At 54.9% G+C, this 14238-nt stretch carries 12 protein-coding genes; 8 read left to right on the top strand and 4 right to left on the bottom strand.

Annotated elements, in window-relative coordinates; all coding sequences use genetic code 11:
* Window positions 1-122: hypothetical protein (locus B3Z49_RS04555; protein WP_296988543.1), on the bottom strand; the 122-nt coding region annotated here is incomplete at its 3' end.
* A 102-nt stretch (window positions 123-224) separates the two neighbouring features.
* On the opposite strand from B3Z49_RS04555, the gene B3Z49_RS04550 reads away from it, so the two are divergent.
* The 3 genes from B3Z49_RS04550 to B3Z49_RS04540 all read left to right on the top strand — a co-directional run bounded on the left by B3Z49_RS04550 (window position 225) and on the right by B3Z49_RS04540 (window position 3118).
* Window positions 225-956, top strand: coding sequence for a LysE family translocator (locus B3Z49_RS04550; RefSeq protein WP_296988502.1), 732 nt, complete (start codon window positions 225-227; stop codon window positions 954-956).
* 181 nt (window positions 957-1137) lie between these two features.
* Window positions 1138-1557: a DUF4870 family protein gene (locus B3Z49_RS04545; protein ID WP_063087371.1), complete on the top strand. Its 420-nt coding sequence runs from the start codon at window positions 1138-1140 to the stop codon at window positions 1555-1557.
* 112 nt (window positions 1558-1669) lie between these two features.
* Window positions 1670-3118, top strand: a complete 1449-nt coding sequence (locus tag B3Z49_RS04540) for a deoxyguanosinetriphosphate triphosphohydrolase (RefSeq protein WP_286791563.1) — start codon at window positions 1670-1672, stop codon at window positions 3116-3118.
* A 49-nt stretch (window positions 3119-3167) separates the two neighbouring features.
* Here the strand turns inward: B3Z49_RS04540 and B3Z49_RS04535 are convergent, their stop codons facing one another.
* On the bottom strand, window positions 3168-3911 hold the full coding sequence (locus B3Z49_RS04535) for a phosphoadenylyl-sulfate reductase (protein WP_296988501.1): 744 nt from the start codon (window positions 3909-3911) through the stop codon (window positions 3168-3170).
* Complete coding sequence (locus tag B3Z49_RS04530) at window positions 3908-4468, bottom strand: precorrin-2 dehydrogenase/sirohydrochlorin ferrochelatase family protein (protein WP_213475514.1); 561 nt, start codon at window positions 4466-4468, stop codon at window positions 3908-3910. Before B3Z49_RS04530 ends, B3Z49_RS04535 begins: the two co-directional genes overlap by 4 nt.
* A gap of 252 nt (window positions 4469-4720) precedes the next feature.
* Between B3Z49_RS04530 and B3Z49_RS04525 the strand changes: the two genes are divergently transcribed.
* Window positions 4721-5776, top strand: coding sequence for a COX15/CtaA family protein (locus tag B3Z49_RS04525; RefSeq protein WP_296988500.1), 1056 nt, complete (start codon window positions 4721-4723; stop codon window positions 5774-5776).
* Window positions 5777-5795: 19 nt separating this feature from the next.
* Here the strand turns inward: B3Z49_RS04525 and B3Z49_RS04520 are convergent, their stop codons facing one another.
* Complete coding sequence (locus B3Z49_RS04520; protein WP_120225480.1) at window positions 5796-7064, bottom strand: DUF3422 family protein; 1269 nt, start codon at window positions 7062-7064, stop codon at window positions 5796-5798.
* 209 nt (window positions 7065-7273) lie between these two features.
* Here B3Z49_RS04520 and tldD point away from each other — a divergent pair, with 209 nt between their 5' ends.
* From tldD to B3Z49_RS04500, 4 genes are all read left to right on the top strand, one after another.
* Complete coding sequence (gene tldD / locus B3Z49_RS04515) at window positions 7274-8707, top strand: metalloprotease TldD (protein ID WP_008891569.1); 1434 nt, start codon at window positions 7274-7276, stop codon at window positions 8705-8707.
* Window positions 8708-8960: 253 nt separating this feature from the next.
* Complete coding sequence (locus tag B3Z49_RS04510) at window positions 8961-10433, top strand: tetratricopeptide repeat protein (RefSeq protein WP_296988498.1); 1473 nt, start codon at window positions 8961-8963, stop codon at window positions 10431-10433.
* Window positions 10434-10435: 2 nt separating this feature from the next.
* Window positions 10436-11860, top strand: a complete 1425-nt coding sequence (locus tag B3Z49_RS04505) for a FecR family protein (RefSeq protein ID WP_296988497.1) — start codon at window positions 10436-10438, stop codon at window positions 11858-11860.
* Between the two features lie 55 nt (window positions 11861-11915).
* The gene (locus B3Z49_RS04500; RefSeq protein WP_296988496.1) at window positions 11916-14174 is read left to right on the top strand and encodes a CHASE2 domain-containing protein; all 2259 of its coding nucleotides are present in this window, start codon (window positions 11916-11918) and stop codon (window positions 14172-14174) included.
* Window positions 14175-14238: the final 64 nt, after the last annotated feature.

Here is a 14238-nt window from a genome sequence, read left to right as displayed (position 1 = left end):
CCACCGACCTGGCTTTCTTCGGCGATGGCGACCTTGGCACCATATCCCGATGCCACGCGGGCGGCGCGCACACCACCCGAACCGGCACCAACAACAAACAAATCAAAATCATAGTCCGACATGCGGAAATTCCTGTTTTTGGTCAATTGACAACATGGCGCCAAATGTAGGGCGAATTTGCCAAGAGTCGAGGCAAAAGAGTCGATTCCCACCTTCAATAGAAAGTGATAGTTTCGTCGTACCAGCTACAACACTACCGCACGAAAGTAATTGCTGGAAAAACGGGGGTAAAGATGGCTGAGATTTTGGCGCTGACTGGTATTTTGGGAGCCCTTTTGATCGGTGCCATAAGCCCCGGCCCGAGTTTTGTCTTGGTATCGCGTATTGCTGTAGCATCATCGCGAAATGAAGCGTTGCTTGCTTCACTTGGCATGGGTGTTGGTGGTGCACTGTTTGCGTGCATGGCCTTACTTGGTCTGGCCACATTGCTAAACGAAGTACCTTGGCTTTATCTTGGCCTCAGAATTATCGGTGGTGGCTATCTCATCTACCTGGGGTGGTGTATCTGGATCGCAGCGAAACAACCGTTTGACGCCCCAGCACAGCAGAACCGCACCAATACCTTCAACACTTTACCTGCCGCGCGCTCTCACCCGCGTACCAAGGCGTTCGCACTGGGATTGGTGACGCAAGTCAGCAACCCGAAAACCGCCATCGTCTATGCCAGCATCTTTGCCAGCTTGATGCCCGCAGACCCTTCGTTCTGGATGCTTTATTCCCTACCACCATTGGTCTTTGCAATAGAAGCCGGATGGTACGCGTTGGTCGCCCAACTATTTTCTCGACGCAGAGCCAAGTTGACCTATTTGCGGTCAAAAACCTGGATTGATCGCACGGCTGGTTTTGTGCTTGCCGGTCTTGGTGGCAAACTGATCGCAGATAGTATCCGCCCATAACTTTGGCCCGGCTGAATCACCAACAGCAACTCGCCAAGGTCACATGATTTATGGACTGGTTTATTCCGAACTCCCAAATTAACAATCGGCAAATGCGCGGGTCTTTGCGCTTTGTGAATTTAGCGCTATATGATCAGACAGACGCGATGGGGATTGCGACAACTTTGACAGGATTTTATCCATGAACGACCATATCCACGGTCAGGATGCGTCTTTTGACAATGCACCGCGCTATACTGACGAGCGCGGCGGGAATACGGCCGCTGTCTGTTACGGGCTGATGATCGCAACCCTGTTTACGGCCTTTGCCACCGGTTTGATTGCGCTGATTGTGTCCTATGTCGCGCGCGAAGACGACAATCACTGGACCAACAGCCACTACACGTTTGTCATCCGGACATTCTGGATCAGCATCCTTTATGCCATCATTCTTGGCTTCTTCACCTTCGTGATTGGCTGGATCCCGCTTCTGGGTTGGGCTGTCGTCGGGTTGATGGCGCTTTACACCACCGCCTGGTTTATCGGGCGTAATGTGATCGGCCTTCTGCGTGCACTGAATGGCCGCCCGATTGATAACCCGCAAAGCTGGTTCTTTGGCTGATCGCCCATAAACGCGGTGCAATCGGGTCAAAGACTGTTTGTCCGATTGCACCGGACTCCCCGGCCCGTTAAAGTTGCCCGATAATAACATTTGATTTGGACAGGGGTACAAAGTGGCGTCGTCTGTACAGGGTTCCGGCGATAAAATGCGCTGGGAAGATCTTCTTTCTTCTCATCGGCTTGAATTCAAGGATGGCAAAATTCGCCTGCCCGAAGGTGCCCCCTATCCGACACCGGATGGCCGAAGCCCGTTTCAGATCGATGTTGATCGGGTAATCTTCTCATCCTCGTTCCGTCGTCTGCAAAACAAGACGCAGGTTCACCCCCTTTCCGAAAACGATCATGTCCATACCCGCCTGACCCACACGATCGAGGTCGGCTCGGTCGGGCAATCATTGGGACTGATGGCGGGCGCACATATCGTCAAAAACCTGCCCAAGGGATCGGAAACCACAGTGGCCGATATCGGGTATATGGTGCAGGCCGCGTGCCTGGCCCATGATATCGGCAACCCGCCATTCGGGCATTCCGGCGAGGACGCCATCAATGAATGGTTCACCACATCGCGCCTTGCCAAGGATGAACTGACATCGCGCCTTTCCGGGCCGGAGCTTGAAGATCTGCGCCATTTTGAGGGCAACGCCCAAGGCTTGCGCATCATCAGCCAGCTTGAAATGAAGCGCTTTGACGGTGGGCTTAACCTGACTTACGGCACGCTGGGCAGTTTCATCAAATATCCGCGCAGCACGTCGGTCCCTGACGCCCGCCGCAAGGAATATACCGGCCTTAAAAAGCCCGGCTATTATCAGGCAGAACGCGACATTGCGCAGGCAATTGCAAAGGTTTGCGGCCTGTCCCCGCTTGAAGGATTTGATGGCGCATGGCGGCGTCATCCGCTGGTCTATCTGGTCGAGGCGGCCGATGACATTTGTTATTCCGTGGTCGATCTTGAAGATGGCTGGGAACTGGGCTGTGTCAGTTTCGAGGAAGTCGAACGTGCCCTTGCCCCGATTGCCCGCCATCCGGAAAAATATGACGGCGATGCCGAACAACGCTGGAAAGACCTGCGTTCGGAAGGCTGGTATGCCGAAAAATCCGAAGATGACCGGATTGGTTTCCTGCGCGGCAAGGCGATTGGCAATCTGGTCAAGGCGGCAGTTGATGCCTTCATCGAACATGAAGACGCATTGCTTGCCGGCACCATTGAAGGTGATCTTTTGGCCAACACCCCGCTTGGCCCCTATGCCAAGGCGTGCAAAAAACTAGCGGTGCAAAAGATTTATAACGCACCGCATGTCCTGCCGATTGAAATGGCCGGGTTTGAAGTCATCAATGGCCTGCTGGATAGCTTTGTTCGGGCCGCCATCGACATTGACGAGCATAAAAACCATGGCAAACGCCTGCCGCCGCAGGCCGACCGCATCGACAAGCTTCTGTCGGGCAAGCTGATGGCAGCCCCCGACCTCTATAGCCGCCTGATGCGGGTGATGGATTACATTTCCGGCATGACGGATCGTTATGCGGTGACACTGTTCAGGAAGCTTCAGGGCATCACCATCTAACAAAAAACCCGGCCATCTGGCCGGGTTTTTCATGAAAGCCTGATCAGGCCTAGATGATGTAGTGAATGCCGCACTCGGTCTTGTCCTGTCCGGCCCAGCGTCCGGCACGGACATCGGTCGTGTTGGGGTCAACACGTTCGGTGCAAGGCATGCAACCGATTGACAGGAAACCTTCGGCCTCAAGCGGATGACGCGGCAAGGCGCGATGTTCAAAGATGTCTTCGATATCTTCGCGCTTATACCCCGCCAGCGGATTGATCTTGATCCGCGACCCCGCCGGTTCAATCACCGGAAGCGCATCACGTTCGCCACCGTGGAAGCGTTTGCGACCGGTCAGCCAGGCGTCATAGCCTTCCAGCGCACGCTGAAGCGGCTCCACCTTGCGCAGGTAGCAGCATTTCGCCACGTCCGAGGCGAACAGCATGCCGTTGGGGTCCTCGGCCTTCAGCTTTTCCTCGTCCGGGCGCATGATCTTGATATTGGTCAGGCCCAAATGATCAACCAGCTTTTCGCGATAGGTATGCGTTTCGCCAAACAGCTTGCGGGTATCAAGGAAGATCACCGGCAAATCACGGTCGACCTCGGCCACCAGCGCCAGAAGGGCGGCGGCCTCTGTCCCGAAGGATGAGGTCATGGTGATGCGGCCGTTGAATTCTTCATGCACCATCGGCTCGATCAATGACACACCCTGAAGGTGCCCATATTGCCCCATCAAACGGGCGGCACGATCCGTGGCCTCCTCAACAGACATGGAGCCACCGGTGACGATGTCTTCTTCGCGCATGACATTCATGGTAGCCACCTCCGCTGATCGATATATTCATCGGTCTTGCGCAACAGGGTCTGCATGTCGGCCCCGTCGGCCTTCCATTTTTCGCGCTGTTTGGATAGTTCGCGCAGGCGCTGTTCCCAACTTGGCACCAGCCATTTTTCAAGCGCGCGGCGAATACGACCGGCAAGCCGCGGGCTGTGCCCATTGGTCGAGACCGTGATCATCAGATCACCGCGCTGAATACGCGCGGGAGACGAAAAATCACAATATTGTTTGACGTCCTCGACATTGGCAATCGTGCCAACGGCCTTGGCAATGGAGGCCAGCTCGGCTGCCTTTTTAAGATCAAGGTCGATGATAAACATGATGGAAGCAGCATTCACATCCGCCGAGTTTGGCAAATAGCGCTGCAACCGGTCACCGGCCTGTTCGGCCAATTCGGGTATCGGGTCTTCAGAATAGACGGTAACGTATTTTGCCCCATCACCGTCAAACTGGCGCAAACGGTTCAGGGTGGCCTGACCGTTGCCGACCAATGCGACCGAAAGTCGCGTCAGGTCCAGATTGATGGGAAACATCGTCGATCCTCTAATGCGGGTTTCTCTCTATTGCCCATGACTATGAGTGTGGATAGCAAATTATTCAATACATTTTTTATGTGTTTTATATACAAATAACACTAAATATTGGTATTTAATAGTTGCGGACTGACTGATCCACCGGCCCCGATTTTTCCGTAAAGCTTTTCCTGCAATTCTTGCAAAACCGCCCTATATTGGGCCAAATTTCAAAACCCGTCCGCCAGAAGATACCGTCAAGAGAGCGTCCAGATGTCAAGCAGTGCCTCCCCCGCCCTGTCCGAAGTCAGCCTTGCACAACCACAAGCCAACAAAAACGTCGCCATCTGGCTGTTTTCCTGTGCGGCGATGGTTTTCATCATGGTGGTGATCGGCGGGTTGACCCGCCTGACTGAATCCGGGCTTTCGATTGTGGAATGGCGGCCCTTCACCGGCATCATCCCGCCGATGAATGAAGCCGACTGGCAGACGCTTTATCAAAAATACAGCCAGTATCCCGAGTTCCAGAAAATCAACGCCTGGATGTCGGTTGAGGATTTCAAATCGATCTTCTGGCTCGAATTCATCCATCGCCTGTGGGGACGGTTGATCGGGATCGTGTTCTTCATCCCGTTCGTCTGGTTTCTGGCCAAGAAATCGATTGATCGCGCAACCAAGTGGAAGCTCTGGGGGCTTTTCATCCTTGGCGGTCTGCAGGGCCTGATGGGCTGGTACATGGTGATGAGCGGTCTGGTCGATCGCCCTGATGTCAGCCAGTACCGCCTGACCGCGCACTTTGGCTTGGCACTGGTTATTTTCATCGCCCTGCTCTGGGTTGCCCTGCAACAGCTGAGCCCGCGCGTGACAACCACCGCATCGTCAAAGCGCGCCTTGCAGTTGCTGTGTCTGATTGTGTTTACCGCCCTGTCCGGCGGCTTTGTTGCCGGCCTTAATGCCGGGCACATATACAACACCTTCCCGCTCATGGACGGGCAACTGATCCCCGATGGCCTGTTCGTGTTTGATCCGGCCTGGCTGGCGCCATTTGAGGACCATATGACGGTACAGTGGGATCACCGCTGGCTGGCGAAACTGACATTTTTGATGGTGCTGGTGTTCTGGTGGCGTGCTGGCAAATGGGACCTTAACCCCAATCAACGCTTTGCCACCCATCTGGTTCTGCTTGCAGCCTGCCTGCAGGTCACGCTTGGCATCACAACCCTTCTGACTGTCGTGTGGCTGCCGCTGGGTGTTGCCCATCAGGCCGGTGCGGTTGTTCTGGTTGGGGCGACGACCTATGCCGCCTACAAACTGCGCGATGCGGCCTAAGTCGCGGACGTATCTTTAGTTAGTCATCGGCACGATGCAGCGCCTTGCGGATGCGGTGCATCGAAAACCAGATCGCGCCCAGCACCACTGGTACGGCAACCCCCGTGGCAACCCGGTCATTGATCGGAACGCCGGTATCCTTGATTGCCTTGAACAGGTAACCCAGAAGCCCGACCGCATAATAGGTGATGGCGGCCACCGACAAACCTTCGACGGTTTGTTGCAGGCGCAGTTGCAATTTCACACGTCGGTCCATGCTGGCCAGAAGGTCACGGTTTTGCGCTTCAAGCAGGATGTCAACACGGGTGCGCAGCAGGTTGTTAGCCCGTGCCACACGCTTTGACAAAACCTCCAACCGATCGCCAATATTCTGACAAGTCCGCATTGCCGGGGCCAAGCGACGTTCAAGGAATTCGGCAATGGTTTGCATGCCTTCAATACGTTCCTCGCGCAGTTCACCAAGGCGCGCCTGCACGATGCGATAATAGGCCCGCGCTGCACTGAACCGGTAATTGAGCGAGGCAGCCATTTCCTCGGTCTGGGCAGCAAGGTCGGTTAGTTTGGCAAGGGTCTCTTCGTCATTGGTTTGTGTCTTGCTGGCCATTTCGGCGGTGATTTCCGACAGGCGCGTATCGATTTCTGATACCTTGGGGGTTGCCGTATGTGCCAACGGAAAGGCCAGCAAGGCCATCATGCGATAGACCTCAATTTCCTTAAGCCGCTGCACCAGACGGCCGGCCTGAAGGTGTTCGAGGCCGCAATCCTTGATCAGGATGCGCCCAAACCCGTCACCATGCAGGCGAAAATCCGTCCAGACCTGTGCGGTGCCGCCCAATATGCGGCTGCCGGTCAGGCCATTATGATCAAACAGCCGGGAAAGCTCATCTTCACTCCGCTCAGCCTTGTCGACGACGATGTGCAAGCCCACCAGCAATTGTCCCGGTGTTTCATCAAGCCAATCACGCGGCACAAGATTGATCACCGGGTCTTCGAACGGGTTATCGAATGGTTCTGTGCGTTTGAAGACATAGACCGTGAATTCCGCGTGCCGTTCCCAGATGACGGAAAATCCGTCACAGGCGGCTTCGAAATATTTTTGGTCTGCGGCCGGCGGCGTCAGGCTGTAGCGGTGGCAAAAGGCGGTGAAATGATCGCGCACCGCGTCATCAAGGTCTTCACCCGTTTGAAAGGCAAGGCAGGAACACCGCGCCGGGCTGGTCACGCCGCCAAACGGTCGGGCATGGATTTCATTATGAAGGGCGACACGCTGGGGATGTTCGACAAACATTGCCACGGGCTTTCATAATTGGTTATTGCAGTCTATATAAACCACTCGGGCCATGGCTTTGTCCTTTGCCCGAACAAGTACCTGTATAGATGAAAGTCGAAGGCATCAGAAACCCTAAATTGAGTAAGGGATAATACTGCCTCAACTGAATTATCGTACAGGGAAAGACATTTTCTCTGGCCGTGTTATCGCGGCCCCAAGGAGGTTCCATGACCGATCTTCGCACCACCGACAATCTGTTTTTCGCCAAGGGTGATCTTGATCGCGACCGGCTTGAAACACAGGTCAATGATGCACTCAGCGCTGCCGAAGACGGGGAACTCTTCCTTGAATATCGCCAATCCGAAAGCCTTGTCTGGGATGATGGCCGCCTGCGCAGTGCGAACTTTGATACCGCACAGGGCTTTGGCCTGCGCGCTGTTGCCGACGAGGCGACCGCCTTTTCGCATTCCAATGAACTGTCCAACGACGCGGTTGCGCGTGCCGCCGAAACAGTCAAGGCGGTTGGATCGGGCCGCTCGGGCAAGGTTGATCTGGGATCAATCGGTACGAACGTATCGCTTTATTCCGACGTGAACCCGCTGGGTGAGGCCACATTTGAAGCCAAGGTCGATCTTTTGGCCCAGATTGATGCCTATGCACGGTCGCGTGACCCGCGTGTGGTGCAGGTTTCGGCCTCAATCTCAGGCAACTGGCAAGCCGTGCAAATCTGGCGTTCCGGCGGACAGCGTATTGGCGATATTCGCCCGCTTGTGCGTTTTAACGTCTCGGTGGTTGTCAAACAGGGCGATCGCATGGAAACCGGATCGCACGGCGAAGGTGGCCGTATTGGTTATGACGGGTTCTTTGATGAAAAAACCTGGAAAAAGGCGGTTGATGAATCGCTCCGTCAGGCAGTTGTGAACCTTGATTCAGTCGCCGCACCGGCTGGTGAAATGACCGTGGTGCTTGGCCCGGGTTGGCCGGGCATTTTGCTGCACGAAGCCATCGGTCACGGCCTTGAAGGTGATTTTAACCGCAAGGGTACCTCTGCCTTTGCGGGGCTTCTGGGTCAGCGGATTGCATCGCCGGGTGTGACGGTGGTTGATGATGGCACCATCCATGACCGTCGCGGGTCGCTTTCGATTGATGATGAAGGCACGCCAACCCAGAAAACCGTCCTGATCGAGGATGGCATCCTCAAGGGCTTTATGCAGGATCGCCTGAACGCGCGCCTGACCGGTGTCAAATCCACCGGTAACGGACGTCGTCAGTCCTATGCCCACGCCCCGATGCCACGCATGACCAACACTTATATGCTTGGTGGCGACAAGGAGCCGGAAGAAATTCTGGCCTCGGTCAAAAAGGGTATCTATGCCGTCAACTTTGGCGGCGGTCAGGTCGATATTACATCGGGCAAATTCGTGTTCTCGGCCTCCGAAGCCTATCTCATCGAGGACGGCAAACTTGGCGCACCTGTCAAGGGCGCGACCCTGATCGGTAACGGCCCGGACAGCCTGACCAAGGTGTCCATGATCGGCAATGACATGGCACTTGATGATGGTATCGGTACCTGTGGCAAGGACGGGCAAGGTGTTCCTGTTGGTGTCGGGCAACCGACGCTCCGCATTGATGGTCTGACCGTCGGCGGGACCGCAGTATAACCCTTAGTGACCTATGGATAGGAGCAAAACCACCTTTCGATAAATTTACTATACGCAAGGTGCGAAATACTATCCATCCACACATGGCAACACCAACCTGCCGAATGGCTATCCCTGTCTTTTCAAAGACCATAATCTGATTTGATCGTTTCCAAACAGGTTATGGTCGCCATTCGGGTTTCGTCGCCAAACTTTCTGCTGACATTACGTGTACCCGATGACGGTCCTGACCTGCCAATGGTAGGAAAGCAGTTTGACGACAGGCAGATGGCAGTACGTTACCGCGCTGATTGCAGCGGGTCTAACGTCGCTTGCAATCGGAACAACCGGGGTAAGCGCACAGCAAAGCATTGATGTGCGCACAGACGAAGCACGCCAGTTTTCCGAAGATTTCGAGCGACTCACCGACGTAACCGCACGGGCTAACTTTCTGCTGAGTACCGATGATGGCGGCGACATCACCTATGCCGACATCCTTGCAAATCCCGATGACATCGTCCTCAACTTCCGCTGGGCCAAGGCCCAGCTGGCGCGTGGCGACGTCCGCGGGGCATCGGCAACCCTTGAACGCATTCTTGTTCTGGACCCGGATCTGGCACCGGTACGCCTGTATTACGCGATTGTTCTTTATCGCCTTGATAGCCTGGACGAGGCCCGCAGCCAGTTTGATCGCCTGTTGCAAATGGATATTTCACCAGATGTCGAAGCCAATATCCGTCAGTATGTCAGCGCCATCGAGCGCCGCCGCAAGCGCCTGTCACAAAGCCTGACCCTGACACTGGGAAGCCAGATCGACAGCAACCGCAATGCGGCCCCGAACGACAAGGTTCAGCTTCTGACCGGCACGCCGACAACTATCACCGCAAGCGGCGACAAACCCAATAACGACATCGCCTATATCGGGGCGCTTCGCTATGACGTCAGCTATGACCTTGGCTATCAGGAAGGTCACGAGGTTTTTGCAAGTTTAACCGGCTATGGCAGTGACCAGGTTCAGCTTGACGCGCTGGACCTTGGATCCTTTTCGGCAGAAATCGGCACACGTATTCGCGGCGGATACTGGATGCTGACCCCGACACTCAGCCAGACCGCTCAGTCGCTCTCGCGCGAGAAGTACCTGACCGCCAGGACCGGCCGCCTGCGGCTGGACTGGAACGTGCGCCCGTTCTTTAACCTCAACGGCGATGTCAGCTATTCTGACGAGCGATACCAGAACACATCTGAATCCAGTGCGCTTCGCCTGCATTCAGGTCAGCGCTATGGCGCACGGATCGGGGGCAACTACAATTGGTCGCCAAATCATCGCACGACGCTGAATTTTGCGGCCGGGATGAAGGATGCTGCCAGAAACTATTACAGTTACAATAGCTTGAGCGGCGAGCTGATCCATGCTTATCTGTTTGGTGGGGGAAGTTACATCAGCGGAAGCATCCGCTATGGCATGGACCAGTACCGGGATCCGGATTTTCTGACGACCGGCAATTCGCCGCAACATCGCACGGATCGCAGCACTCGGACCCGCCTGACATATGGTGCACCGCTTTCGACCATATTGCCGACCGACTTGTTTGGGGATAGCGAAACGGCAAATCAGATACTTGGCTTTCTGGCACCGATCAACTGGTCGGTCACCGGTGAGTATCTGAACACAAAATCAAACATTCCCAACTACGAATACCATAACGCACGTGCACAGGTATTTCTGACACGCCGCTGGGAGTTCTAGTGATGCAAATGGCCAAATACTCGCCCCTGAAATCGACTGCGACAATTCGTCGGTTTGCTGGCGCAACGTTGCTTTGCGCACCTTTGATTGCCGCAACAGTCTTTATGGCGCCAAAACCCGCCAGTGCAGAACTTGAAGCCGAAATGGCGGGCGTCTCGGCCGCTGTGACCGGTGAAATCACGCTTTCCAAGGTCACCGGTGAAGTCGGTATTCTGGTTGAAAGTGGCATGCCCGTTTATCTGGGGGATCGGATCGTTACGTCAGCCAACTCGGGCATGCAGGTGCTGCTGCTTGACGAAACGGTGTTTACCATCGGACCAAACAGCGACGTTGCGATTGACGAGTTCGTCTATGACCCGGCCACTGGCGACGGACGCATTGTTGCCGATATGGCCAAGGGCGTGATGCGCTTTGTCACCGGTAAAATCCCGCTCAACAATCCATCGAGCATGGATGTGAACCTGCCGGTCGGCTCGATCGGTATTCGCGGCACCATTGGCCTGATCCGCTCCATGACCGCCGAACAGGCAAACGAAATCGTGCCAGGCAGTTTTGATACCACCGACGCAAACACCGCAAACCAGCTGGTGTTTATGGCGGTGAACCAAGGACCCGGCCTTTCGCGCAATGACACAACATCGCGCCCCGGCGCCTTTGCCGCCTTTAACCAGAATGGCGGCTCACAAAGTGTGACCGGCGAAAACTTTGGCGTCTTTGTTTCAGACAGCAATGTCACCACGCCCACACGTTTCCCGACCAGTGCCGCTACGTTTGATTTTTCGGCGAATGTTGTGCGTACCGCATCACTTGGTGGTGGCTCGGATTCCGGGTCAGGTGCAAGCTCGACCTCATCCACCACGCAGCAGCCTGTTGTCACGAGCCAGCAAACCGGACAGGCGCAAAACCAGACCGGCGCAACCAGCGCGCAGGCTGTTGACGTCGCCATGGCGCAAATTGGAACGGTCAATAGCGCCGCAAACGTCGCTGAAACCACGTCGATCCTGAACAATAATCTGGTCGACAACACTAGCAGTTCGGGAGGCTCTTCTGGTTCGTTTACCTATGACGGCCTTCGTCAAGTAACAAGCGGCAGCGCCTCATTCAGCGTGTCGAACGTTAGTGGCGGTGGAATTTCTTACGACTTCTCTACGACGGTTGATTACGCCAACAGAACGATAGATATGTCATTTACGAACGTAAATGATGGCGTGGAAACAGGTGGATCAGCATCATTTTCTAACTACCATTACGAATCAAGCTCCGGCAGCGTTACTTTCGACAATAACGATTTTAGTAGTTACAACCCCGCCTGCAATAGGATGACCTGTAATCCGTCGGCGACGTTTACCGACGCGACACATGTCGATTTCAATGTGAAGACCACGAACGTTCCGAATGGAAATGCATCATCCGGGACATTGAATTGATCCTCTTGATCCTTCGATCAAAGGCACAATCATGGGTCTGAGAAAATTCGGTCTTATGACCGGACTGCAATATATCGTTCCGCTGGCCATACTCTTCACCTGCATCGTTTTGCGCTGGCAGAATGTGCCGGTGATTGATCAGCTGCGTTTAACGGTTTTCGATCTTTATCAACAAATTGCACCGCGCGCTTACGAAGATGTCGGGGTTCGGATTGTCGATATTGATGAGCGCAGCTTGGCAAGCGAGGGCCAATGGCCATGGCCGCGTACGAAACTCTCGGAGTTGCTTTATCGCCTGCGCGCCAATGGGGCAAGTGTCGTTGGCTTTGATATGGTTTTTGCCGAGCCTGATCGCACATCCCCATCCCGTGTGATTGACGATTGGCCGCAAAGCACCGAACGTGACCGTATCGCGGAAATGGCAAATGCCTTGCCCGATCACGATCAGCTATTTGCCCAATTCATTACGGGTACTGGCAACGTGGTCACCGCGGTTCAGCTGCGCAATGGTGAGTTTGATGCCCTTCCCCGCCAAGTCGGGAATTTCAGTGCAGCTGGCGAAGCAGGTCGCACGCTTTCAGATTTCGTTCCGGTCTTGCCAAGTGCAGCCAGAAACCTTGATATTATTGAAGCGGCTGCGACCGGCAATGCGCTGGTCAACGTCTCGCCAGGTCAGGACGGGATTGTACGGCGCGTACCGTTGATGGCTGCCATCGACCATGATCAGCCAGGGATTGGCAAGCCAGTTTACCCGACGCTCAGCCTTGAGATGTTGCGCGTTTTACAGAATGCCCCCAAGACCATGCTGGTGCGGATGTCCGGGGCGAGCGGCAGTACACGCTGGACCAACTCGGAAGGCATTGCGTCCGTTCGTGTTGGTGCCCTGACAATCCCGACGGATCACGCGGGGTATATGTGGGTACATTTTACCGGCCATCAGAAAGACAGGTATCTTTCGGCGACCGATATCCTAAACGGAACGGTCGGAACCGACATCCTGCAAAATAAAATGGTGTTGCTGGGGACGAGCGCGGCCGGGTTGCTTGATTTGCGCTCCACCCCGCTTGATCGCGTGATCCCGGGGGTCGAAGTCCATGCCGAGATGCTTGAACAGATGTTGCTCGAGCATTTCCTGACCCGTCCCTATTGGGCGGCGGAAGTCGAAATGCTGGTCCTTCTGATCATCGGCATGTTCTTCATTCTGGCAGTCCCACGGCTTGGTGCGGTCTGGCCGGCGGTGATTGGTCTGGCGATTGCCACCAGCGCAATTGGCATTTCCTGGTGGGCCTACTCACATAAACTCGTACTCATCGATCCGCTTTATCCGATTGTCGGTTTGGCAGCCGTCTATCTTGCAACCAGCTCACTTGGTTTCATGCGGACCGAGGGCGAACGCCGTCAGGTGCGCGCAGCCTTTGCCAACTATCTGTCACCGGCATTGGTGGCGCAACTGGCCGAACATCCCGAGCGTCTGAAACTGGGCGGAGAAACCCGTGACATGACCCTGATGTTCTGTGATGTCCGCGGATTTACCGCCATATCCGAAGGTTTCAAATCCAATCCGCAAGGCCTAACACGCCTGATCAACCGGCTTCTCACACCGCTGAGCGACTGCATCCTGAACCGTGAGGGCACGATTGATAAATACATGGGCGACTGCATCATGGCGTTCTGGAATGCGCCACTTGATGTTGAAAACCATGCCCAGAATGCCTGTGACAGCGCGCTTGCGATGCGACATGCGCTTAGAAAGCTTAATGACGAACGCAAACAGGAAGCAGAACAGGCAAATGAAGCCTTCCTGCCGCTCAATGTCGGCATCGGGATCAATTGCGGCGATTGTCTCGTTGGTAACATGGGATCGGATCAACGCTTTGACTATTCGGTGCTGGGCGATGCGGTCAACCTTGCATCCCGGCTTGAGGGACAATCAAAGAACTATGGCGTCGATGTCGTTCTGGGCGAAGATGTTGCCAAACGGGTTGGTGATGATTTCGCACTGATCGAACTCGACCTGATCACCGTTAAGGGCAAAAGCGAAGCGCTGCATATCTTTGCCCTTCTGGGCGATAAGGACATGGCGGCATCAGCGCAGTTCAAAAACTTCGCCGATCTGCACGCTGCCATGCTTTCGGCCTATCGCGCCCGAAACTGGGATGAGGCCGAAAATTTGATCGCAAAATGCCAGCAGGCATCAAGCGATTTTGCGAAGCTTTGCGACCTTTATGATCTTTACACCAGCCGCATCGCTTTATTCAAAGAAACACCCCCACCGGCCGATTGGGATGGGGTGTTTGTCGCGACCAGCAAATAGCTGACTTGCCAAGCACGCAAAATCCACACAATCTTGGCCAACCACCAAACAGCATTGCCTTGCC

Origin of the sequence: Thalassospira sp. UBA1131, from assembly GCF_002311515.1 — a bacterium.
Classification (GTDB): domain Bacteria; phylum Pseudomonadota; class Alphaproteobacteria; order Rhodospirillales; family Thalassospiraceae; genus Thalassospira.
Note: the sequence above shows the minus strand (reverse complement) of the source record. Positions and strands in the feature narration are given on the sequence as shown.